Origin of the sequence: Mucilaginibacter lacusdianchii, from assembly GCF_009770985.1 — a bacterium.
Lineage (GTDB): Bacteria > Bacteroidota > Bacteroidia > Sphingobacteriales > Sphingobacteriaceae > Mucilaginibacter > Mucilaginibacter lacusdianchii.
In genome coordinates, this window is record NZ_WSRW01000001.1 from 781,459 (window position 1) to 805,788 (window position 24,330).

Sequence of the window (24,330 nt, forward strand, 5' to 3'; positions counted from 1 at the left end):
TTATTTACAAATAAGTAATTTATTTATATAAAAAATCACCCACTAATTTCTCAGCCTCTGCGCAGGCAGTTGCCAAATCGTAGTTTTTTAGGATGACATCAAAACGCGGAGCATAATTCAATTCTTTTTCGGCTTTAGCAAAGCGCTCTTTTAGCTTTTCCTCGCTGTCCGTTCCGCGACCGGTCAGACGTTCTATTAGTACTTCTAAAGATGGTGGCTGAACAAATATAGCCAGTGCTTGGTCCTGATATTTACGTTTCAGGTGCAAACCACCTTCTACATCGATATCAAAAATAACCGTTTTACCGTTTGCCCAAATGCGCTCAATTTCCTGGCGCAAAGTGCCGTAAAAAGTGCCCGAATATACCTCTTCAAACTCTACGAATTGTTTTTTGGCAATGCGGTGCAAAAACTCTTCTTTACTGATGAAATAATAGTCTTTACCATTCTCTTCATCACCACGCGCCTGCCGGGTAGTGGCAGATATAGAAAATTCCAATTCTGGAAACTTAGTAAGAAGATGATGAACGATGGTTGTTTTACCAGCACCCGATGGAGCTGAGAATATAAGGAGTTTACCCATTTTGCTTACAAGTGAGTAGTGAGTGGCGAGTAGTTGACTGGCTTCTGTTAACCATTTAACCAATCAACTACCTAACTACTCAACTATAATACATTCAATAATTGTTCTTTAATTTTTTCGAGTTCTTCTTTCATGCCTACTACCAATTTTTGAATGGTAGCATCATTGGCTTTTGAACCCAGCGTGTTAATTTCGCGGCCTATCTCCTGCGAAATAAAACCCAGCTTTTTACCATTGGCATCGGCCGACTTCAAGGTTTCAATAAAATACTCACAATGCGTCCGTAAACGCACTTTTTCCTCGGTAATATCCAGTTTATCAATATAATAAATCAGCTCCTGCTCAAAACGGTTCTGATCAATATGTTCGGTGCCTACCGCATCAGCCAAAAACTGGTTTAACCGTTCACGGATAACGGGCACACGTTTCGGATCTTCCAAAATTACCTGCTCCAGGTTAGCCACTATCATGTTGATGCGGTTGGTCAGCTCTTGTTGCAATACGTTACCTTCATCGGTACGGAATTGCTGAAAATTAGCCAAAGCTTGCTGAAAGGTTCTTTCAACCTGTTTCCACTCCTCTTCACTTACGGTATCTTCGGTGTATTTAACCACTTCTGGTAACCCTAAAGCCAATTGCATCAGATTATTTGATGATTCGCCTAAATCGGCACTAGCCGCTTTCAGTTGCTCGTAATAGTGTTTAAGCAATACAGTATCTATGCCTGCTGCTTTTACAGCCGAGCCGGTTTGTTCTACGTTAATGCTTAAATTTACTTTACCACGTTCAATCTGCTTACTGCATTCGGTACGCAACTGAAACTCCTTATCAGAAAAAGACTTGGGAAGACGGAGCGAAAGCTCCAGAAACTTGCTGTTCAGGGATTTGATCTCAACGGTGTATTTGGTACTGCCCGAATCAAAAGCAGCAATTCCATACCCTGTCATGGATTTTATCATGTGCAAAGATAGGTATTTGATTTATTAGTTTGCTGGTTCATTTGTACAATGAAGGCAATAATTAGCGTTAACCTTTTTTAACATTTAGTTGGCAAAGCTATTTGTATCTTTACTGAAAATGCATGATTCTCGTCTCATATACATCATACTTCTTCTATTAACCAGCCCATTAATGGCTTCCGCACAGCTGGCCACCGCTTTAAAAGGTGTAATATTAAAAGAGCGTACCACTACCAGAGCTGCCGAAGTAAGGGTAACCAACTTACAAAATAAAGCCATTGTACAAAGCGATAACTTAGGCTTTTTCAGCATTCTGGCAAATGTGGGTGATACCCTTTTATTTACCAAAACCGGTTATGCTGATCAGAAGATAGCTATTACATCTACGCAAGACTTGATTGTACGTATGATGACTAACACAGAGCTTGGCCCTGTAGTAATACGCGGCACCACCAAAAAGCAGGAAATGCAGGAAACGATGGACATATACCGCAGCAAAGGTATTTACTTCAATGGCAAGCCACCGGCACTGGCGGCGGTAGCATCGCCCATCACAGGCTTGTATGAGTTGTTTGGCAAAGGCCCTGGTCAAGCCAGGCGCTTTAGCAATTACATGCAAAAAGAAAGTAAAGAAATAGAGATTGATAAACGTTACAATAAAGCTCTGGTGAAACGAATTACCGAACTGCCTGACGAGGATGTAGATAAATTTATGCTGGCCTACCGCCCGGCTTATGATGATTTGAAAAAGTGGACGGATTACGATTTGATTGTATTCATCAAAAAATCGGCGGCAAGCTATAAAGACGCTAAAGATACGCCGGGCCTGCAAAGGTTATATTAGCAGTCAGTTGCAATCATCCGGGTAAAAACGCTCCAAAAATGATATCGTATATAGAACGCAGTGAAATATCTTTTTAAATAAGCAGCGAAAACTTATCGCTTTTAAAGACTTCTCGCTATCACTCTAAATGACAGATTGGAAAAAAGCAGAAATTAATGCAGACTAACGCTAATCTCTACCAAGCAAAATCAGATTCCCAACGCCTCACAAGCCTTTTCGGCCGCTAGCTTTTCGGCATTCTTCTTACTAAACTCTTTGCCCAGGCCCATTACCTCGCCATCAATTTGTACTTGAATAGTGAACAGCTTATTACTTTCACCTTCCTGATTCTGTCCCACTTCGAAAGTTACATCTTTGCCGTGGCGCTGGCACCATTCAATGAGTTTGCTCTTGAAATTGGTTTCGGTTTGCTCAAGCGTATGAATATCAATATGCGATTTGATGATGCGATTGATAATCAAACTTTTGGTAAACTCGTAGCCTTTATCCAGATATATGGCACCAATTAACGCCTCAAAAGCATCCCCCATCAGTGAACCCTGGCGAGCCGAACCTACCATGCGGGCATCATATTCGAGTAAATTATCTAAACCTAATTTACGGGCAAGCTGGTTTAAATTTACACGGCTTACAATTTTAGAACGCAGCTCCGTTAAAAAGCCTTCGTCTTCATAAGGGTACAATTTAAAAAGCACCTCGGCCACTACGCTGCCTAACACGGCATCGCCTAAAAACTCAAGCCTTTCGTTGCTGTTCTTAACACCTTTTTTTACAGATTGCGCCACCGATTTGTGCCGGAAAGCCAAACGGTATAAAGACAAATTGCCCGGCACGAAGCCGAGCAAATTCTTTAATGTTTTTACGTATTTCCTGTTAGGCGATAAGTAAAGCTTATATAACCTTGTAATGGGCATTAATAGATGCTTATTCCTGGTATTTTTTAAAAATTACAGAAGCATTATGGCCACCAAAACCAAAACCATTGCTTTGTGCCGCACGTACTTCACGTTTTTGAGCAGTATTAAAAGTAAAATTAATACGCGGATCAAAAGCCGGATCGTCGGTAAAGTGGTTGATAGTTGGCGGAACCATATCATTTTTAACCGCCAAAATTGCCGCAATAGCCTCAACCGCACCAGCGGCACCCAATAAGTGACCGGTCATGGATTTGGTTGAACTGATGTTGATACGATACACTTCATCGCCATAAGCTTGCTGGATAGCTTTCACTTCCTGCGGGTCGCCTATTGGGGTGGATGTACCATGTACGTTCACGTAATCAATATCAGCCGGTGTCATGCCTGCATCTTCCAAAGCAGCTTTCATTACCAGGGCAGCTCCTAATCCTTCAGGGTGTGGGGCTGTCATGTGATAAGCGTCGGCACTCATGCCACCGCCCATCATTTCGGCATAAATTTTTGCGCCGCGGGCCTTAGCATGCTCCAGCTCTTCTAAAATAATGGTTCCGGCACCTTCACCGGCTACAAAGCCGTCGCGATCCAGGTCAAATGGCCGGGATGCGGTTGCAGGATCATCATTACGGGTAGAGAGCGCGTGCATGGCGTTAAAACCACCAATACCGGCTTCATTTATGATAGCTTCAGACCCTCCGCTGATGAACATATTAGCTTTACCCAAACGGATATAGTTAAAAGCGTCTATCAGCGAGTTGTTAGAAGAGGCACATGCAGATACCGTGGTAAAGTTTGGACCACGCAAACCATATTTAATTGAAATATGGCCCGGTGCAATATCCGCAATCATTTTAGGGATAAAGAACGGGTTAAAGCGCGGCGTACCATCACCTTTGGCAAAGTTTACCACTTCATCCAAAAATGTTTTTAAACCACCAATACCCGAACCCCATATTACGCCTATACGGTTAACGTCCAGCTTATCAAAATCAAGCTGAGCGTCTTTCACCGCCTCTTCGGTAGAGTATAAAGCATACTGAACAAAAGGGTCGAGCTTACGGGCATCTTTCCGACCTAAAAAAGCATCGGCATCAAAGTTTTTTACTTCGCATGCAAATTTGGTTTTGAAATGCGTCGTATCAAAACTTTTAATCATGGCAGCACCACTCACTCCATTAATTAAACTGTTCCAATATTCCGAAACAGAATTACCAATTGGAGTAAGCGCACCTAGCCCGGTTACAACAACTCGTTTAAACTCCATCTAACTTTATTGAAGGGAGTTTTATTTAACGTTTTTTTCAAGGTAAGCAATAGCCTGACCTACTGTACCAATAGTTTCTGCCTGATCATCAGGAATAGCTACGTTAAATTCTTTCTCAAATTCCATGATTAATTCTACGGTGTCCAAAGAGTCGGCACCTAAATCATTGGTGAAGCTTGCTTCAGGTGTTACTTCACTTTCGTCAACACCTAATTTTTCTACGATAATAGCCTTTACTCTTGAAGCGATATCAGACATAACAGTTTATGTTTAATGATTAAATAAATTTCTGTGCAAAGAAAAATAAATTTAGTTAAATATCAAATCTAAAATCTTACGCAATGTTTTAACAAAATTTCACTGCAACGGTTTCAGTTTGTAATTTTGTAATTCAAAAATACTGATTTTGACGAAGAAGATTCTAAAATTCGAAATCGATCTGGATTTTGCGCTCATTGCCATTACTACGCCGCTTAAAGATTACCGGCTGTGCTATTTTATTAATAAGCACCTTAACTTTGGCTTTACTAAAATAACCGATCTGGCCGTTGATATCTATCAGGGCACCGTTGAGCCCGCTCATTTTTCTATTTACCACCACCAGTGGGAAGCTACCGAAACCGACTTTTATTTGATTGCCAACAAAGGCTCAGATGGCTTGCTGATACCCGAAATGCGCGAAGTAGATTATTTTTTAATGATTCGCAATTTTATTGATGAAACCGATTTAAATCACATTATCAGCTCGTTAAATCGAATTCCGGAAATACTCGCCGCAGTAAAGATTGAGCCAAAAAAAATGAAATCACGTGAAAATCTATTATTTTAGCGCACTTTTACAAAGTGTTGACGTTACACTATATAGTATATTATAATATATAAAAAGACAGAGACAGTTAAACCCGCTATATGAAACTATCTTACAACAGAACTAAAATTGTGGCCACCATGGGCCCGGCATCTGCAAAAAAAGATGTATTGCTGGCTATGATCAGAGCTGGTGTAAATGTTTGCCGCCTTAATTTTTCGCACGGCAGACAGGAAGATCACCAAAAAACTATCGACTTGATTCGCGAGATCAACGAACAATATAAAACCAACGTGAGCATGCTGGCCGATTTACAAGGCCCTAAAATTCGTATTGGTTTAGTTAAAGATGGCGGTATTCACCTGGTTAATGGTAAACACATTAACATGACCACCAAAGAGTGCATTGGTGATGACAACCAGATTTACATCACTTATGAAACTTTTCCGCAGGATGTGCAGGCTAACGAAATCATTTTATTGGATGATGGTAAACTGCAACTAAAAGTTATTGAAACCAACCGCAAAGACAATGTACTGTGCGAGGTAATTCATGGCGGTATTTTAACATCACGTAAAGGTGTTAACCTGCCTAATACCAAAGTTTCTATACCTAGCTTAACCGAAGAGGATTTAGACAACCTGCAATTTGCCCTGAAAAACGATATTGAGTGGATAGGCTTATCATTTGTGCGCACCGGTGAAGATATCGTAGAATTAAAACGTATTATTAGCCAAAGTGGTAAAGCAGCCCGCGTAATTGCAAAAGTTGAAAAGCCTGAAGCTATTGATAATATTGACGCTATTATAGCAGCAACCGATGGCGTGATGGTAGCCCGTGGCGACCTGGGTGTAGAAATGCCTTTAGAAGAAGTGCCATTGCTGCAAAAAATGATTGCCCGCAAATGCCGTGCAGCTTCTAAACCGGTAATTGTAGCCACTCAAATGCTGGAAAGCATGATTACCACTCCTCGCCCAACCCGCGCCGAGGTGAACGACGTAGCTAATTCTGTGTTAGACGGTGCCGATGCAGTGATGTTGAGCGGCGAAACATCCGTAGGCGAGTTTCCGCTGATTGTAATTGAAACAATGGCTAAAATTGTGCGCAACGTTGAAGAACGTGGCTATCCGTTCAATGCTCCTAAAGTAGCTGTAGATGTTGACCCTACCAATCCTAATTACCTGAGCAATGCGGTATGTGAATCGGCAGTACACTTGGCTAACCATACCAATGCAATGGGTATTGTATCCATGACCTTCTCGGGCTACACAGCGTTTGAAATTTCAAGCCACCGCCCTAAAGCGCCAACTTATATTTTCACTTCTAACAAAAACCTGCTAAATGCTTTAAGTTTAGTTTGGGGGGTTAAAGCTTTTTATTACGATGAGTTGGAAAGCACTGATAAAACCATTAGTGATGTGAACAGCATTTTGAAAGCAGAAAATCTGGTACAAACCGGCGATGTAGTAATTAATACTGCAGCAGTGCCAATTGCTAACCAAGGCAAAACCAACATGCTAAAAGTTACTATTGTTGAATAAGTAATTCTGAATAAAAAATGAAAGGCCGCTTAATTAAGCGGCCTTTTTTAATACACAGCTGCTACGCAAACCTGCGTCCGCAACTTGTGTATACTACCGAAATGATAGTGCCAGTAAAGCTGTACAATGCCCATAGCTATGGTTATTTTGTTCCAGATAAGACTACAGTATCCGCTAACAGTTTAACGTAGCTATGCCTTACCTACCCAAAAGCCATTAAATATTATTTAAGCACTGTAAACAACCTTACAAGGGGAATTATTAAAAACGCAGACTAAAAACAAAAAGAGCCGCCTGTAAACAGGCGGCTCTACTGCTAATATATTGTTAGGATCAGCTAATAATTATTTTGAATAAATTTTGCTAACGTCACGGAAACCGGTTGTGGTGTTGCTGTACCAGTCGGTATAGCTTAAGCCGCCTGATTGAGCCCAATCCAGGAAGTGAGGATAAGCTTTATCAATGCTTTGCAGCTCAACAGGGTATTTAAATTCGCTGGTGAAGCTGATAGCCCATGGCCAGTTTTCTTTGGATACATAATATTTGGTAGTTGGTGATGAAGCGTCATCATCGGTACCAAACAATTTGCTATCTACTTTATCAGTTGGTGCGTAACCTGGCAGGTGAATTTCATAACCACGGCGCATGTTGCTGATCAGGAACGGATTGAATGTTGATGGCTGTAAGCTTGATTGTGCAACTGGCGATACAAAACTAACGTTAAGTGTTACAGTAGTACCGGTTACTTTAGCTTTGTCTGGATAAGTATTGATAAAGAATGAGTTATCAGCATTTTTCAACACGGCATCCTGGGTGTCAAATGCAATAAGCACTGCTTTGCTTTGACCTGCTTCGGTACCATTACCGTTAAAAGTAAGGTAACCTTTAGGTGTTAATTGACCACTTACTGATTTAACTGCTGATGAAGCAATTGGCAATTGTACACCAAAACCGTTTTGGAAAGAAGCACCTGAAGCCAGTGGTACAAAATCAGCTTTTAGATCAACCACTTCATTTTTAGCGTTACTGGTAAAAGTGTAGCGGCAGTTAACCACCATATCGTTCATGTCATAGTCACCTTTTTTAGGCCAGTTATCTTCGAATGCAATGCTGGCATAAGTGTTTTGTGAAGGATAGTAGCTTACATAAGCACGGGTTGGATCATTAGGAAAAGCATCTTGTTCATCTTGTACACCATCACCATCAGTATCGCCACCTTTATCAATAGCAGGTACATCAACACTTGAAATTGCATCCGTAACGCTTGAAGTAGTGTAGAATACCAAGTCGTTGAAGTCTTCATCTGATGTATAACCGTTAACGTTAGCACTAGGCGTAGTACGGTTACAATCTTCAAAACCGGTTAGGTACAATTTATGCACATCATCATATAATACAACAGCATGTTGTCTTTTACCGCTGGTTGAGCTTTCAGGGTTTAAGCTATTTTGGCTATAGAATTTTTGTGCGGTATAATCAACACCACTACCAGTCCAGGCATCTTGAATTAACACGAAAGCAATAGTAGTACCGGCATCAAAGTTGCCTAATTTAACTTTGTCGCCAGCTCTTAAGCCACCGCCAGAACCATAACCTGATGCATTAGGGAATACATAAGTAATTTTATCAATTGCATTATAAAGCGTACCACCCGAAGTTCTGGTAGGCGGATTGTTGGTTCTGTAAGTATAATAAGCTAATGTGCTCTGATAACCAGCACCTTCAGCCACAAAAGTTACATAAATATCTGATTTAGACGTAACGTTGATAGTAGATACGGCGCTATTTGACAGATACTCAGGATGTGAGGCAGTTAATGGTTTACCTTCTGGTAACGATGCGTTGATGTACGATAATAAGGAAGCATCAATTGCGTCTGGTGTATTTTCCAAATATACCGGACGGCCTAAGCTTTTGGTATATGGGCTAGTAGTAACAAAAGCATTGGTTGATGTATAAGCACCAGGATAAGCATAATCGGTACTTAAATAACTTTGAGCAGCGTACTTAGCAGAAGATGTACCAGTAGGCGTTTCTTTTGAATTGATAGCATCCGGAACAATAGAACCGCTATAACCATCTTTACCGCCAATTGTAGCGCTGATGGTGTTATCGCCTGCAATATTGGCTAGTGCATTGCGCATTACACCTACGTAAGCGGCATCGATAACCAACTGGCCGGCTGATGACGGTACAGTAACTGTACCTTGCAATACACCGTTACTGTTGGTTACACCTTTAAAAATTACGTTGTCTGTACCTGGCAGCATTACACTTACTACTACACCAGGTAAAGCCTGATCATTGTTGGCTTTTAAAGCTACATTCAGATTTACGTTTTTAGAAGTAGAGAAATTGAAGCCATCCGGCGCAATTTTGTTTTGTGGAGTAATCCCCTCCTCTGTCCTTGAGTTCTCTTTCTTACAAGCAGAAAGCCCAACTATACCCGCTAACAAGGTATAAGTAAATAGTTTGTTCATATAGAATTGTTATTTATGCAATAATTAATAGTTATTACTCATTAGGCAACTTGTGTTCCAAACATATAATCTGTTGATTACAAGCTGTTTAAATATTTTTTTTAATTTTTTGAAGTTATTTTTGGGGTATTTTTCCCACGGGATGGGGAGATATAGTGGGAACACATATCCACTTAGTTTATTACATTTTGCAGATTATTAGGATAAGAATGGCGCTTATTTAACACCAAAATATAACCTGTTTGCAATTTTGCTACAGACAGACACAGTGAAAGATCAACCAGATGCTGTTGAACTTTTAAGCAATAAAAACGTAAAGCTTTTTTCATATAAACGGTGTATTAATAATTGCTATTTCTTTATAGTTAACTTTATTTACTATAGATGACTTAATTGATCAATTACACACCTTTATACGGTTACATTTACGTTCAGGTTACTATTACTCTTAATGCGTGTAAAATAATTACCTATAACTATATATTAATAACAAGTATGATATATAGCAAAACAAGGTAAATGAAAGATTGAGGAGATACCACTGAGTTTAAACAGCGAAAAATTATTGAGCATAAAAAAAGCCGGCGTTAACCGGCTTCTATTTATTGTTTATTGGTGATGACAAGTATCACTCCTTTTTCGCCTTTCGCTCCGTAAAGCGCTGTTGCTGTTTTATCTTTCAGTACTGATATGCTTTTTATTTTTGAAGGTTCTAACTTCTGAAGCTCTATACCGGATGGCATTTCTTTACCATCGATAATAACCAACGGCGATGGGTTGATGTTAAACTTTGCTGAATTATTTTTTTCCAGTTCGTTTAAATGACCCGTATTTTCATTTTCAGTCTGATCGTTCTTAAATGTGATTTGCTTTGTTGCAAACCGAATCTTTTTAATTGTAGTATCTGGTTTAGGCACATCATCGTTTGCCATAGTGAAAAGGACAGGTACCGTATATTGCACTCTTACTTTATTACCGTTTTGCACGCCGGGTATCCAGCTAGGCGAACGGGCAATTACGCGCACCGCTTCCTCTTCCAATCCGCTGCCCGGTCCACGCAGTGAATGCACATCAGACAATGAGCCATCCTTTTCTACCACAAAGGTCACAATAACCCTGCCTTGAATATTATTATCGCGTGCAGTTTTAGGATACCTTATTTGCTGCCCTAAAAATTGGTAAAACTTTTCTATTCCCCCCGGAAATTCCGGTGTATGTTCTGCCGAGGTAAATACTTCGTTGTGCTGATCCTCTATATTGCCAGACTTATTTACTGACAATGATTTTTTATTAATTAAACTTTCGGCAGGCTGTTTTATGTTGCGTTTTGGTATATGCCCACTAGTCAGTACTGACGGCCACGAACGTTGTATAATACTAGCAGGCGCTGTATTTACTATATCTTCTGCAGGCAGCAAAGAAGCATTGGCTGGTAGCTCGAATACCTGCTCTGCTTTTTGATGAATGTCTTTAACTACGCCGCTGTTGCTTATAGTAGCTGATGACAGGATAACCATTAAAGCAAACAACGGTGCAGAAAAGCCATATTTAACCAATGCCATGCGGTTTGACCGGCTTTTTTGCAACATCAAGATACGTTGCTTCAACATGCTTTTATTAAAAAACGGATTTAACAAACCATGTACAGGCGCATTAAAGGTTTGGCTCAGTAGCAGCATAGCATATTCGGCTTTGCTGGCACCGTCTTTAAGCGCATCCCTATCAGCAATATATTCATGAATGTTTTTGATGGCGCCGCGATACAGGTACACTATAGGGTTAAACCAGTTTACAATCATCACAGCCTCAATCAGTAATACATCTGCCGAATGCCACTGGCGGGCATGCACCTGCTCATGTGCCATTATTACATTATGCTGTGCAAGCGCTTCATCTACTTTTATTTTTTTAAAAAAAGACCAGGCACCATCGCCGCTTTGAATAAAACGCCTTAAAGCCAACAACTGCCATAACAGCTTACAAGTAAGTACAATAATGCCGGCGATATATATAAACAGCATCACTTGCCCTAAGGTAATATGCTGATTGCCCTGACCGGGCGTTATGGCGTATATAAATTGAGGACTTGCCTGGTAAATGGTTTCCCTTACTTGTTGCGTTATCAACCATTGCTTTACCCGATCCAATTGCACCAGTGGTATACCAAAGGATAGCAGCGCTGAGCCCACCAAGTAAATGCGGTTAAGCTGAAAAAACGTTTCGCGCCGCAACAATAAAGCGTAAAACCCGAAAAATAAAATCAGGTACAGGTTAGACAGCAGTAGGTAATGCCACCAGGTCATAAGCTTAAGTTATTTATCTTTAAACTTTTCTATCAGTTTCATAATCTCGTCAGCCTCTTTCACATCAATCTTTTCTTTCTGCACAAAAAACGAGAACATCCGTTTTACCGAATTATCAAAATAGCCGGTCAGTAATTTATCGGTAGCAAAATTTTGATATTGGTCTTTGCTAATGATGGGATGATATTCGTGACTTTTGCCAAAGGCCGTATGGCCCACAAAACCTTTTGTTTCCAGTATTCTAATAATGGTTGATACGGTATTGTACGCAGGCTTAGGCTCGGGTAATAAATCAATTACATCCTTTACATAGCCTTTTTTTAGCTGCCAAAGCACATGCATAATCTGTTCTTCTGCACGGGTTAGCTCTTTAATTTCCATATTTAAATTTAATTTGATAGCCCTTAAAAACTTATCTATACGGGCAAAAACACTTTTATACTTATAAAGCTACAACTAATTTCTTAGTAGTCAAATTTTTTCGAGAACTGAACATTTAAGGTAGGCAATAGTTGTTACTGTGTTAACCAGATACAAACGACATAAATGCATATTACTTTTCACGGCGGTGCCAGAAATGTTACTGGCAGCAAACACATTGTACAACTGAACGATGGCACTAGTATTTTACTGGATTGCGGCATGTTCCAAGGCTTGGGCGAAAAAACAGATGATTATAACGACCACTTGGGCTTTAACCCACTTAAGGTGAATTATATGATTTTGTCGCATGCGCATATTGACCATTGCGGGCTTATTCCTAAACTGGTAGCCGAAGGTTTTAAAGGCACTATATATTGCACAGCACCTACTATGGAACTGGCGCAGATTTTACTGCTCGACTCGGCCAAGATACAGCAACAGGATGCCGATTACACCAAAGGCAAACAAAACCATGAAGAAGCTTTATATACCGAAGAAGATGTAATAGAAGCTATGCACCTGTTTAAAATTGTTGAGTATAATGAGGAGTATGAAATAACGCCGCGCATCAAATTTATGCTGACAGATGCCGGCCACGTCATTGGCAGTGCAGCCATCCATCTCACTATTTTTGAGGATGCCAAAACTACGCAGATTACTTTTAGTGGTGATGTTGGGCGCTACGGCGATTTGATATTGCGCAGTCCGCAAAAGTTTACCCAAGCCGATTACATTCTGCTCGAATCAACTTACGGCGATTCATTGCACAAAGATCTGGAGCCTATCGAAGACGCTCTTCAGCAAATCATACACGAAACTTGTATCATCAGAGGCGGTAAAGTTATTATCCCAGCCTTTAGCGTAGGCCGTACGCAGGAAATTCTGTTTGCCTTGAATAACCTGGAGTTGAAAAATCGCTTGCCTGATGTACCTTATTATGTAGATAGCCCGCTATCGGAAAAAGCCACACAAGTAATAAAAGATCACCCGGAAGAATATAACAGCCGGGTAAATAAAATTATGGAAGTAGACGACGATCCGTTTGCTTTCAAAGGACTTAAATTTATTCAATCTACTGAAGAATCTATTGCATTAAATGATGATCCTCGCCCTTGCGTTATCATATCATCATCAGGTATGGCCGAGGCAGGCAGGGTAAGGCACCACATCCGCAACAATATCAGCAACACGAAGAATACTATTTTAATGGTAGGTTACTGCGAGCCTACATCATTAGGCGGTCGTCTTATTCGTGGCGACAACGAAGTGTACATTTTTGGCGATAAGTACCAGGTACAAGCACAAGTTTGCGCCATTAAATCCATGAGCGCCCATGGCGATTACGAAGATTTGCTGCGATTTTTATCATGCCAGGATCCGGCACAGGTTAAAAAAGTGTTTTTGGTACACGGCGAATATGATACCCAACAGAATTTTGCCGAACGTTTAGCAGAAAATGGTTTTGCCAATGTTGAAATACCATATCAACATCAAAAAATAGAACTAGAATAAATAACCGCTTTGTTTACTAACTAAAACGGGGAGTGCCTGCAATGAGCACTCACCGTTTTAATAGCTTACCGTTTTAGTTTTGCTTGGTTATAATTTCAATGACGCCGTTCTTTCCATTGTCGCCATACTTGTCGGTAGCCATTGTATCTTTCAGCACGTTGACGCTTTGTACTTTGTTCACATCAAGTGATGTAACCTGCTCAGAAGTAGCCGGCTTGCCATCAATTACATAATAAGCGTTAGGCATTTTGCTAGTTAATTTATTTTGGCCAGAAGGTTTAAGCATTTTCCCATCCAAGCTAAATACAATAGGCACTGTATACTGTACCCGAACCATTTTGCCATTTTGTGTTCCAGGTTTCCATTTAGGTGAGGCTGACACCACACGAACAGCCTCGGTAGCGAAAGATTCATCCGACGAGCGTAATATCTTAACATTTGATAAGGCACCGTCTTTTTCTACTATAAATGTAGCAATCACCTTGCCTTCCATCTTTTTTTCACGAGCTTCAGCCGGGTATTTAATATTGGTGCTTACATACTTAAAAAACTCATTCATCCCACCCGGAAACTCGGGCGTATGCTCTACCGATGTAAATACTTCGTTGTGGTCACTATCTGCCTCTTGAGCGTAGCTCATGTTAAAATTGAAAAATCCGGCGATAAATAATACCCAGAATGCATATTTAGCAATCAGGGCCCGATTAATGTTTTTTGCTTTCATAATTAAGATTTTAACTAAAAACTTAGGTAAAGTTAAAACTAATTATTTAGTTATACAACACTCATGAGTTAAAATTTTAAAGAGCTGGTAATACTTTATTTACAACCTTTATTTTAATATGACCTATGCTTGCAAATAGGTAATCTATTATCTTTTGTGCCCAAATTTTGTCAATATCTAGATTGTCCACTCTAATTAATTTATCATTGATATCATAAATAAGAATCCTATTATGATGAATTTCAACTTGTTTTACCATTAGCAAATCAAATGCGTTTTGATGGCCTGTAACAAACATCTTATTTGCCTTAATTTCTAAACGTCCATTTGGTAAATGGTAAATGCCATTTAAAATAATAAGTACGCCTACAAGAAAAATAACTATAATAAAGTAAGCGTTGATCAACACTTTAAAATAGCATAATAGCATACATGTAATTAATAGAATTACACCAATGAAATAGCCGTTATTTTTGTATATCCATCATTATAGGTGGGAAATAATAAATAACCCGCCTTACCAAGGCGGTAATTAATATTTTGGTATATAGCATAGATAATTGTTAACAGCCAGATGGCTAAAAGGCATTGATTTATTATAGGGACATCAATGTAATTAACACTAAATATAAACAACATATAGGATGAAACCCCTAATATCGTTTTCAGGTCTTCTTTATATTTATTCATGTGATTAAGTTGGTTGAGTACAAACATATAGTATCTGGTTTAATTAGCAACTAGCAAAAGAGGCGCAAAACTTAAACCGGCATGCATGCCTCACACCCAAAACTTCGTGTAATTATTTACGCTTTAGAGCACACGGTTTTACGCCGATTTGTTCTTATTAATTATCTACAAATTGTTGATAATAAGTTTTCTCAATAGTTAAACATAGCGTCGTCATGGCGGTTGTACTTACTCACAAAACATATACGCCATGTCAGAAACTAAGTCGGAAGAACAACATTTAGAAAAAACAATTGAAGCTTTAGAACACAGCATCGAGAACGAATCGGCCACAGGTTCGTCTACCAGCATCAACAGCTGGATCAAAACCCTGTCAGACCATAAAGGTTACCAAACCATCGTGCATGATTTGGAAAAATTAAAAGAAGCCATTGCCGATAAGGATGGTAAAAAAGTATATACCTTGTTAGAAAAACTGGGTAACGAAACCGTAAAAGCAGCCGAGAAGGCAGACGGCAAAGAGAACACCGCCATTAAAAAGTTAGGCAAAACTTTACTTAAAGGATCAAAACTAGTAGAAAAGCTAGTGGGCAAAGACGACAAGTAATTATAACATAAAAACGGCTGCCAAATATTTGGCAGCCGTTTTTATGTTATAATATATTTAAGCTTTCTTAAACGCAAAGAAAATTAAAGGTGAAATTTATACTTTAGCACCAATCTTCACGCCCATTTCTTTGGCCAAAAAACGTCCTGTAAAGCTTTCAGGCACTTTACACAAACCTTCGGGCGTACCTTTGAACAGAATTTGTCCACCGCCTGAGCCGCCTTCGGGCCCCAAGTCAATCACATGATCTACCACTTTAATTACGTCCAGGTTGTGTTCAATTACCAGCACGGTGTTGCCTTTATCAACCAACTGCTGCAATACGCCCAGCAATACGTTGATATCTTCAAAGTGCAAACCCGTAGTCGGCTCATCCAAAATATAGAAAGTATTGCCGGTATCTTTTTTGGACAACTCAGTAGCCAGTTTTACCCGTTGCGCCTCGCCGCCCGATAGGGTTAATGATGATTGACCTAAAGTAATATAACCCAAACCTACATCGTTCAGTGTTCTTACCTTGCGGTAAATGGCCGGTATATGCTCAAAAAATGCAGTAGCATCTTCAATACTCATATCCAGCACATCACTGATAGATTTGCCGCGGTAGCGTACCTCTAAGGTTTCACGGTTGTAGCGCTTGCCGCCACACTCTTCACAAGGCACTTGTACATCAGGCAAAAAGTTCATCTCAATAACCTTTTGGCCTGCGCCCTGGCAGGTTTCGCACCGTCCGCCTTTTACGTTGAATGAAAAACGACCCGGCTTGTAACCCCGTATCTTAGATTCCGGCAATTGTACATACAGTGCACGAATATCCGAAAACACACCGGTATAAGTAGCCGGGTTAGACCTCGGTGTACGACCGATAGGTGTTTGGTCTATCTCAATTACTTTATCAATATGCTCCAGCCCCTCAATTTTATCATAAGCCAAAGGCTGCTTTTTAGCACGGAAAAAATGATGATTTAATATTGGATACAGTGTTTCAGTTATTAAGCTGGATTTACCACTGCCCGATACACCGGTAATACCTATCAGTTTACCCAACGGAAACTGCACCGTAACCTTCTTCAAATTATGGCCGGTTGCCTTTTTTAGTGTCAGCACTTTACCATTCCCGTCACGACGCTTTTTAGGTATGGCGATTTCGCGCTCGCCATTTAGGTATGAAGTTGTTAAAGTGTGAGCCAACATTAATTCCTGTGGCGTGCCTTCGGCCACAACGGTACCACCATGCACACCGGCTGCCGGGCCCATGTCAATTACGTGGTCGGCTTCCAGTATCATGTCTTTATCGTGCTCCACTACCAATACCGTATTGCCTAAATCCCGCAAATTTTTCAGGGCGTTAATCAGACGATCGTTATCGCGCTGGTGTAAACCGATGCTGGGCTCATCCAGAATGTACATCACGTTCATCAACTGCGAACCAATCTGCGTAGCCAAACGGATACGCTGCGCCTCGCCGCCCGATAAAGTACGCGCGGTACGATCTAGCGTTAAATAGCTCAAACCTACATCCAGCAAAAAGCCAATGCGCGCACGAATTTCTTTTAATATTTCACGCGCGATAACATTCTGCCTCTCGTTCAGGCGTTCTTCCAACCCGGTGAACCAGTCTTGCAGGGTACGAATATCCATCGTAGCCAGCTCGAATATATTTTTCTCGTCAACCTTAAAGTGCAGGGATTCTTTTTTCAGGCGAGCCCCTTCACAAACCGGGCAGGTTTTGAGTATGCGGTAAGCTTCCAGGTCGTCCGATATTTCTTCGCTTTTACGCTCCTGCTGCTCTTCAAGCATGCGTATCAAGCCATCAAACGTTACCTGATATTTTTGTACGTTCCATTTGTTAGATGCAACTTCAACATTGATAATCTCGTGCGAACCGTTAAGGATGATGTCCAGCTTTTCGCGCGGAATTTTTTCGATAGGTACCGATAACGAAAACTCATACTTTTTAGCCAAGGCTTTCAGCACATGAAAAATCCAGGTTTCGCGGTACTCTCCTATTGGTGCTAAACCGCCGTTGATAATACTCAGCTTAGGATTAGGTATTACCGACGATTCATCCACCACAAAAATATAACCCAAGCCATCACATTTATCACACGCACCATAAGGCGAGTTAAACGAAAAGGTGTTGGGCTGTGGTTCATCATAGGATATACCCGATACCGGGTCCATCAGGAATTTACTAAAGTACGATACGTTATTATCCTTATCAGCAATCCGAATAATGCCTTTAGCTGTTTTAAGGGCCGACTGAACCGAGGTGTATAAACGCTTGCTATCCTTTTCGCTGATCACCAAACGGTCAACCACAATATCAATATCGTGTATTTTGTAGCGATCTACCTGCATTTTGGGTTCTACGTCCATAATAGCACCGTCTACGTACACCTTTAGATAACCTTGCTTACGTATCTGCTCAAATAACTCACGGTAATGACCTTTACGCCCTTTTACTACTGGTGCTAGGATGTTTACCGGCTGACCATCAAACTTTTCCATGATGGTGCGCAAAATCTGGTCTTCGCTCATGCGCTCCATCTTTTGGCCGGTTACGTACGAGTAAGCTTCGCCTGCACGGGCAAACAGCAAACGCATAAAGTCGTATATCTCGGTGATGGTACCCACAGTTGAGCGTGGATTTTTGCTGGTGGTTTTTTGCTCAATAGCAATTACCGGGCTCAGGCCCGATACTTTATCCACATCCGGCCGTTCCATACCGCCCATAAACTGGCGTGAGTAGGCCGAAAAAGTTTCCATATAGCGGCGCTGCCCTTCGGCGTAAATGGTATCAAACGCCAGCGAAGATTTGCCGCTGCCACTTAAGCCGGTAATAACCACCAGCTGGTTGCGCGGAAAAGAAACATCTATGTTTTTTAAATTATGTACCCGGGCTCCGTACACTTCCACTTCGCTTTGCTCGCCCAGATCAACAGGTTTTGTGCTCATATTTTAATCAGGAAACAAGTATTAAACTTGTAACGGGCAGCTAAGTTTTTACGCTGCCATAATTCTCTCAAAAAGAGGTACAAATATACGAAAAAAAGGCCGGCCAACATAGTGTTGACCGGCCCTCGTTGCTCCGTAATCTAATGTATTTTAGTTAGCTGCAGCCAATGTTTGCAAAGGCCGCATCAAGCTGTATTCGGTATCGTAAGCATGTTGCTCTTCCGATTTTTTTACAGCCTGTTTTATGGCTAACAATTTGTACACGTAAGTACCGGTTTCGCGGTTTAAACGCATATAATAGTAATTACCGCCATTTTTGCGGTTGATGGCATGCTGCACTCTTGGCGAGCCGGCATTATATGCCGCTGCTGCCAGCGTCCAGCTATCAAACTGCGCATACAGTTCTTTAATGTACTTGCATGCTGCGATGGTTGATTTGCGCACGTTCAGGCGTTCGTCTCGGCGTTTGCCAACCCTTAAACCATACTCGCGGGCGGTTTGTGGCATAAATTGCCAAAAGCCGGCAGCGCCTTTTGGCGATACGCTTCGATTGTTGAGTCCTGACTCTAATAAAGGAATGTACTTAAAATCTTCGGGAATACCGTAAGCACGCAGAATAGGAACGATAACCGGGAACCACTTTTTGGCTTTTGCCTGCAAATTGGCCGGTTCGGGATGAGCTACATGATGTTTCCAGATGGAATGCCTGATTTTACGGTTTACTTTTGCGTTGTGTAAAGGAATTTTTTCATCGGCAAAATTCATTTGTTCTTCAACGGGTTTTACACCGGCTAAGAAGTTAGTAAAGGTAGAAATCGCACCACTGTTTTTCAAAGGCTTTTTATCAGGAACACTGAAAATAAAAAGCTTAGAAATGATAAACAGCACTAAGATTACGGAGCACGTAATTAAGTGTTTTTTAATCATTCTGATTTTTTTAGTTCAACAAACAGGTTTAGATGTGTTGCAAAGGTAACAAAACCATACAGTATGTCAAGCACTTATGTAGGCTTAGTGTTTATTAACATGTTGATAACTTTTAAAAACAGCGGTTCTTGGTGTATTAAACACACTTTTTGCTGTGGAAATTTTTTTTATTATTCTTTAACTTTTACGTACTTTTGCTGTCTTGCTTTTAAAGCGTTAAATAATATATATGGTATTTAAAAAACCAGGGAACAGTCGCGACGACAAGTCCAACAAATCAACCGGCAGGCGTGCCGGCAGTGGCGATAATCCACGTAGCAGCTCTTCTCCACGCACCCGAAATTCAGGATCAAATTTTAAAAAGTCAGACACCGGCGCACCTAAAAAGCGCTTTGGCGACGATGGCGGTTCGGAGAGAAAATCATTTTCTTCTTCGCGCAGGGAAAACGGCGGTTTTAATGCCGGCGATAAACCAAAAAGAAGCTTTGGTGGAAACTCATCATCGGGCGACAGAAAACCATTTTCATCCCGTGGAAGATCAGAAAATGGCGGATCAGATAAATTTAAAAGAAATACAGACGGTGATAACCGCACTGAAAGAGGCTCTTTTAAACCACGTTCGGGCGAAGGCCGTGTAAGTGGCGACAAGAAGTTTGGTGCAGCCCGTGAAGGCGGCGAAAAAAAATTCGGCGCATCACGAAGCGGCAGCTTCAAAGGTAATGCTTCTAAAGACGATGGCTTCAAAGCTAAGTCATTCCGTGAACGTGGCGACCAGCAAAAATCCAGAACAGGTTTTAGCCGTCCGGAACGTAGCGATGCCAACGACGAGCGTCCAACACGTGTAATGCGTGGCCGCAAAAATGCTGCTGAGAAAAAAGAAGACAGTAATTTAATTCGCTTAAACCGCTATATTTCTAATGCAGGTATATGTTCACGCCGTAAGGCTGATGAGCTAATTGCTGCTGGTGTGGTTAGCGTAAACGGTGAAGTGGTATCAGAGTTAGGTGCTAAAGTAGATCCATCTAAAGACGTAATTCGTTATAATGGCGAAACTTTGAAGCGCGAAAAGATGGTGTATGTGCTTTTGAACAAACCTAAAGATTACATCACCACTACCGACGATCCGCAAGAGCGCCGCACAGTAATGCACCTGGTTGATAAGGCTACCCGCGAGCGCATTTATCCTGTTGGCCGTTTAGACCGCAACACTACCGGCTTGTTGCTGATGACTAACGATGGTGATTTAGCCGATAAATTATCGCACCCACGTAACAACATCACTAAAATATACCAGGTAGAGTTAAGCAAAAGCCTAACCCAAGGCGATCTGAACAAAATTCAATTTGGCCTGGAACTGGAAGACGGCTTGATTAAGCCTGATATGGTTACTTATGTACAAGGTGGCAGCAAGCGTGAAATAGGCATCCAGATACACAGCGGCAAAAACCGAATTGTACGTCGTATTTTTGAACACTTAGGCTACGAAGTGGTTAAACTTGACCGTACGGTATATGCCAACCTAACCAAAAAAGATTTACCACGCGGCAGATGGCGTTACCTGGACGAGAAAGAGATTGTTCAATTAAAGCATTTGATACAATAATTTACTAACTCATTATAAAGAGTTAAGTATTCATACTTGAAAAGCCCTTTTATTTTAAAAGGGCTTTTTTGTTACCTTGCAATGTTCAAAATAAAATACCCATGAAAAGAACATTATTACTAATAGCGTTATTGCCGTTTTTGGTAAAAGCGCAACCCAAGCCACCCAAATCATTAGATTTATTGATTGGCACTTATACCAGCGGCGAAAGTAAAGGCATCTATGTTTATCGTTTTTATACCGAAAGTGGCCGGCTGGCTTATCTGAGCGAAGCAGACGGCGTAGATAATCCCTCGTATTTATGCGTATCACCTAACCGTAAGTTTGTCTATGCCGCAAATGAAGGCAACCAAGGCGGTGTAAGCGCCTTTGCTTTTGACCCTAAACTGGGTAAATTAACATTTATCAACAAACAGGCTACCGGCGACAGCCCTTGTTATGTATCTGTTGATAAAGACCAGAAGAATGTATTTACTGCTAATTACGGCGGTGGTAGTGTTAGTGTATTTCCGTTAAATGCCGATGGCTCTTTAAAGCCATCCATACAAACACTATCTGACCAAAACCAGCCTTTGGGACCAAACAAAGAAAGACAGGAAAAGCCACACGCCCACATGGCACAGTTAACACCTGATGACAAGTTTTTATTGTATACCGATTTAGGCACAGACAAACTAAACATTCAGCGTTACAAAGCCTCGCAAAACCCACCGTTAACTCCAGCCACACCAGCCAGTGTTAACGTTGATGCCGGCGATGGTCCGCGTCATTGGGAGATGAGCCCAGACCATAAATATCTGTACCTGATCACCGAAATGGCCGGAAAGATTTATGCATATCATTATGATGGTGGCAAACTGAAGCCTTTCCAATCTATCAGTATGGTACGCGATGGTTACACCGGTCAAACCGGAGCCGCCGATATTCACATTACACCCGACGGACGTTTTTTATACGCCACCAACCGCGGCGATGCCAATGAGATTGTAGCATTTGCCATCAATAAAGAAAACGGCCAGCTAACGGTAGTTGATCGCCAATCGACCCAAGGCAGCACACCACGTAACTTTGTAATTGATCCTACCGGTAAATTTTTGCTGGTAGCTAATCAAAAAGGCAATAACATTGTGGTTTTCAGAATTGATCCGGCTACAGGTCAGCTAAAATCCACAACCAACCGCATTACCATTGATAGTCCGGTTTGCCTGAAGTTTAGCACAATAGAGTAAACAAAAAAAGCCTGCATAAATATGCAGGCTTTTTTTGTTTATAACTTAATTTTTATTGTTTAGCAAAGGTATATACTACATAGCCAGTACCCGTACCTAAGCTTACGGGTGTTCTTAAAACCATAGTATTACCATCGTTGTTGCCTACAATTAAGCGGTAACCGGTCTGTACATTTTTGGCTTTATCGCCTTCATATATCTTTTTAAACTGAAATACCTGCCCAGATGCGTCATTGGCAGTAGACCAAAAAATGCTTTGCGATGCGCCGTTGGTTAAGGTATACATACCATTACCGCTATTGGTTAATTTCCAGGTACTACCCACAAAATCAGATGGACGAGCCTGATCAAATACTGAAGTTACAGCGCTTTCCAATATTCCTTCAAAGTTAACATTGGTAACCGTCCAGGTACCGGTAAATTTTCCACGAGAAGCTGTAGATGCACCAGTAGCGGCATTTTTAGTAGATGAACATGCTGAAACAACTAAAGCAATAACGGCAATAAGTAATGTAGATTGAAGTATCTTTTTCATAATATTAATGTATGATGTTGGTGGTAAGTGTACATAAATCTTGCCAATCTTTAAGCTCACTTAAGTCCTTCCCGTTATAAAACATTTTTAATTAGCGGGGTTAAAAAACAAAAAATGTCATTTCGAGTGCTAACGAAGGATCTTTTAAAAACGACTGGCTCACCTATCAGTTTTAAAAGATCTCTCACTGGCGTTTGAGATGACATTACTGTATATGTCGTTTAACGTATTTATAAAACTACACAGATTTTACAGGCTTGCTGTTTGCAATTACTTCCTGATAAAAGTTTTCGTACTGAGGTAAAATGTTGGCCAAGTCAAATACACGGGCATGATTCAGGGCGTTCTCTTTAAAAGTATTCAAGCGTTCTTCGTCTTCCAGTATATAAATAGCACGCTCGGCCATAGTATCTACATCACCTACGTCACACAAGAAACCGGTTTTACCTTCTACATTTAGCTCAGGTAAACCTCCAGCATTACTACTGATTACCGGAACCCGGCAGGCCATGGCTTCCAACGCAGCCAAACCAAAACTTTCAGATTGCGACGGCATTAAAAACAAATCGGATACCGACATGATTTCTTCCACCGCGTCCTGTTTACCTAAAAAGCGAATATCTTCGCTCACACCTAAATCGCGCGCCATTTGTTCACACTCGGGCCGGTCTTGCCCATCGCCTACCATTAGTAACTTAGATGGTATCTTTTCACGCACTTTGGCAAAAATACGCACCACATCGGGCGTACGTTTTACGCGTCTAAAGTTAGAGGTATGCACCAGTATCTTTTCACCCTCAGGCGCAATTGCTTTTTTGAAGTGCCCTTTGGGTTGATGACTAAAGCGTTTCAGGTCGATGAAGTTGGTAATTACCCTGATTTCACGATTTACTTCTTCAAAAAAGCGGTACGTATCCTGCTTCAAATGTTCGGATACCGAGGTTACGCCATCGCTTTGGTTGATAGAAAAAGTAACTACAGGTTTATAGGTACGGTCGTTACCCACCAAAGTAATATCAGTACCGTGCAGCGTAGTGATGAACGGTATATGAATGCCATAAGTGGCTAATATTTGCTTGGCCATATACGCAGCCGATGCATGCGGAATGGCATAATGTACGTGCAATATATCCAGCTTCTCGAACCGTACCACATCTACCATACGGCTGGCCAGAGCCAGTTCATACGGTGGAAACTCAAACAATGGATATTTACTGACGCTTACCTCGTGGTAGAACAAATTTTCGGAAAAGAAGTCCAAGCGAACGGGCTGGTTATAAGTGATAAAGTGAATTTGGTGACCACGATCGGCCAAGGCTTTGCCCAACTCGGTAGCTACCACGCCACTACCGCCGAAGGTTGGATAACATACAATTCCGATTTTCATTCAATAATATATGTAAGGTGCAAAAAGCAATCCGTAAAT

General features: G+C 41.0%; 22 protein-coding genes. 7 read left to right on the forward strand and 15 right to left on the reverse strand.

Annotated elements, in window-relative coordinates:
- Window positions 1-19: 19 nt before the first annotated feature.
- Window positions 20-583: a guanylate kinase gene (gene gmk / locus GPM24_RS03570; protein WP_158825358.1), complete on the reverse strand. Its 564-nt coding sequence runs from the start codon at window positions 581-583 to the stop codon at window positions 20-22.
- 83 nt (window positions 584-666) lie between these two features.
- Window positions 667-1,530, reverse strand: a complete 864-nt coding sequence (locus tag GPM24_RS03575) for a YicC/YloC family endoribonuclease (RefSeq protein ID WP_158825359.1) — start codon at window positions 1,528-1,530, stop codon at window positions 667-669.
- A 184-nt stretch (window positions 1,531-1,714) separates the two neighbouring features.
- Between GPM24_RS03575 and GPM24_RS03580 the strand changes: the two genes are divergently transcribed.
- Window positions 1,715-2,386, forward strand: coding sequence for a hypothetical protein (locus GPM24_RS03580; RefSeq protein WP_158825360.1), 672 nt, complete (start codon window positions 1,715-1,717; stop codon window positions 2,384-2,386).
- A 188-nt stretch (window positions 2,387-2,574) separates the two neighbouring features.
- Here GPM24_RS03580 and rnc read toward each other — a convergent pair whose 3' ends face one another.
- Genes rnc through GPM24_RS03595 form a run of 3 tightly spaced genes read right to left on the reverse strand, consistent with a single transcriptional unit; the run spans window position 2,575 to window position 4,822 of the window.
- Window positions 2,575-3,300 (reverse strand): ribonuclease III, encoded by a 726-nt coding sequence (gene rnc, locus GPM24_RS03585; protein WP_158825361.1) that lies wholly within the window; start codon window positions 3,298-3,300, stop codon window positions 2,575-2,577.
- Between the two features lie 10 nt (window positions 3,301-3,310).
- On the reverse strand, window positions 3,311-4,564 hold the full coding sequence (gene fabF, locus GPM24_RS03590) for a beta-ketoacyl-ACP synthase II (RefSeq protein ID WP_158825362.1): 1,254 nt from the start codon (window positions 4,562-4,564) through the stop codon (window positions 3,311-3,313).
- A 21-nt stretch (window positions 4,565-4,585) separates the two neighbouring features.
- Window positions 4,586-4,822 carry an acyl carrier protein gene (locus tag GPM24_RS03595; protein ID WP_008508386.1) on the reverse strand — a complete coding sequence of 79 codons (237 nt, stop codon included), beginning with the start codon at window positions 4,820-4,822 and terminating at the stop codon, window positions 4,586-4,588.
- A 148-nt stretch (window positions 4,823-4,970) separates the two neighbouring features.
- Between GPM24_RS03595 and GPM24_RS03600 the strand changes: the two genes are divergently transcribed.
- Both GPM24_RS03600 and pyk read left to right on the forward strand, forming a co-directional pair.
- A complete protein-coding gene (locus GPM24_RS03600; RefSeq protein WP_158825363.1) occupies window positions 4,971-5,393 on the forward strand; it encodes an IPExxxVDY family protein in 423 nt (140 codons plus the stop codon).
- 80 nt (window positions 5,394-5,473) lie between these two features.
- Window positions 5,474-6,913, forward strand: coding sequence for a pyruvate kinase (gene pyk / locus GPM24_RS03605; RefSeq protein WP_158825364.1), 1,440 nt, complete (start codon window positions 5,474-5,476; stop codon window positions 6,911-6,913).
- A 344-nt stretch (window positions 6,914-7,257) separates the two neighbouring features.
- On the opposite strand, the gene GPM24_RS03610 is transcribed toward pyk, so the two are convergent.
- The 3 genes from GPM24_RS03610 to GPM24_RS03620 form a co-directional block, all read right to left on the reverse strand.
- Window positions 7,258-9,393: an LruC domain-containing protein gene (locus GPM24_RS03610; protein ID WP_158825365.1), complete on the reverse strand. Its 2,136-nt coding sequence runs from the start codon at window positions 9,391-9,393 to the stop codon at window positions 7,258-7,260.
- Between the two features lie 602 nt (window positions 9,394-9,995).
- Complete coding sequence (locus tag GPM24_RS22180) at window positions 9,996-11,696, reverse strand: M56 family metallopeptidase (RefSeq protein WP_158825366.1); 1,701 nt, start codon at window positions 11,694-11,696, stop codon at window positions 9,996-9,998.
- A gap of 9 nt (window positions 11,697-11,705) precedes the next feature.
- Window positions 11,706-12,077 (reverse strand): BlaI/MecI/CopY family transcriptional regulator, encoded by a 372-nt coding sequence (locus GPM24_RS03620; RefSeq protein WP_158825367.1) that lies wholly within the window; start codon window positions 12,075-12,077, stop codon window positions 11,706-11,708.
- Between the two features lie 165 nt (window positions 12,078-12,242).
- Here GPM24_RS03620 and GPM24_RS03625 point away from each other — a divergent pair, with 165 nt between their 5' ends.
- Window positions 12,243-13,631 (forward strand): MBL fold metallo-hydrolase RNA specificity domain-containing protein, encoded by a 1,389-nt coding sequence (locus tag GPM24_RS03625; RefSeq protein ID WP_158825368.1) that lies wholly within the window; start codon window positions 12,243-12,245, stop codon window positions 13,629-13,631.
- A 73-nt stretch (window positions 13,632-13,704) separates the two neighbouring features.
- On the opposite strand, the gene GPM24_RS03630 is transcribed toward GPM24_RS03625, so the two are convergent.
- The 3 genes from GPM24_RS03630 to GPM24_RS03640 form a co-directional block, all read right to left on the reverse strand.
- On the reverse strand, window positions 13,705-14,355 hold the full coding sequence (locus tag GPM24_RS03630) for an energy transducer TonB (protein WP_158825369.1): 651 nt from the start codon (window positions 14,353-14,355) through the stop codon (window positions 13,705-13,707).
- Window positions 14,356-14,431: 76 nt separating this feature from the next.
- Window positions 14,432-14,761 carry a hypothetical protein gene (locus tag GPM24_RS03635; protein WP_158825370.1) on the reverse strand — a complete coding sequence of 110 codons (330 nt, stop codon included), beginning with the start codon at window positions 14,759-14,761 and terminating at the stop codon, window positions 14,432-14,434.
- 41 nt (window positions 14,762-14,802) lie between these two features.
- Complete coding sequence (locus GPM24_RS03640; RefSeq protein WP_158825371.1) at window positions 14,803-15,045, reverse strand: hypothetical protein; 243 nt, start codon at window positions 15,043-15,045, stop codon at window positions 14,803-14,805.
- Window positions 15,046-15,295: 250 nt separating this feature from the next.
- Between GPM24_RS03640 and GPM24_RS03645 the strand changes: the two genes are divergently transcribed.
- Window positions 15,296-15,652 (forward strand): hypothetical protein, encoded by a 357-nt coding sequence (locus tag GPM24_RS03645; RefSeq protein WP_158825372.1) that lies wholly within the window; start codon window positions 15,296-15,298, stop codon window positions 15,650-15,652.
- Between the two features lie 96 nt (window positions 15,653-15,748).
- On the opposite strand, the gene uvrA is transcribed toward GPM24_RS03645, so the two are convergent.
- Both uvrA and GPM24_RS03655 read right to left on the reverse strand, forming a co-directional pair.
- The gene (gene uvrA, locus GPM24_RS03650; RefSeq protein ID WP_158825373.1) at window positions 15,749-18,610 is read right to left on the reverse strand and encodes an excinuclease ABC subunit UvrA; all 2,862 of its coding nucleotides are present in this window, start codon (window positions 18,608-18,610) and stop codon (window positions 15,749-15,751) included.
- 150 nt (window positions 18,611-18,760) lie between these two features.
- A complete protein-coding gene (locus GPM24_RS03655) occupies window positions 18,761-19,537 on the reverse strand; it encodes a lytic transglycosylase domain-containing protein (RefSeq protein WP_158825374.1) in 777 nt (258 codons plus the stop codon).
- A gap of 229 nt (window positions 19,538-19,766) precedes the next feature.
- On the opposite strand from GPM24_RS03655, the gene GPM24_RS03660 reads away from it, so the two are divergent.
- A complete protein-coding gene (locus GPM24_RS03660; protein WP_158825375.1) occupies window positions 19,767-21,140 on the forward strand; it encodes a pseudouridine synthase in 1,374 nt (457 codons plus the stop codon).
- A 101-nt stretch (window positions 21,141-21,241) separates the two neighbouring features.
- Window positions 21,242-22,369 carry a lactonase family protein gene (locus GPM24_RS03665; RefSeq protein WP_158825376.1) on the forward strand — a complete coding sequence of 376 codons (1,128 nt, stop codon included), beginning with the start codon at window positions 21,242-21,244 and terminating at the stop codon, window positions 22,367-22,369.
- Window positions 22,370-22,421: 52 nt separating this feature from the next.
- On the opposite strand, the gene GPM24_RS03670 is transcribed toward GPM24_RS03665, so the two are convergent.
- A complete protein-coding gene (locus GPM24_RS03670; RefSeq protein ID WP_158825377.1) occupies window positions 22,422-22,904 on the reverse strand; it encodes a hypothetical protein in 483 nt (160 codons plus the stop codon).
- 238 nt (window positions 22,905-23,142) lie between these two features.
- Window positions 23,143-24,291 carry an N-acetyl-alpha-D-glucosaminyl L-malate synthase BshA gene (bshA, locus tag GPM24_RS03675; RefSeq protein ID WP_158825378.1) on the reverse strand — a complete coding sequence of 383 codons (1,149 nt, stop codon included), beginning with the start codon at window positions 24,289-24,291 and terminating at the stop codon, window positions 23,143-23,145.
- Window positions 24,292-24,330 lie beyond the last annotated feature (39 nt).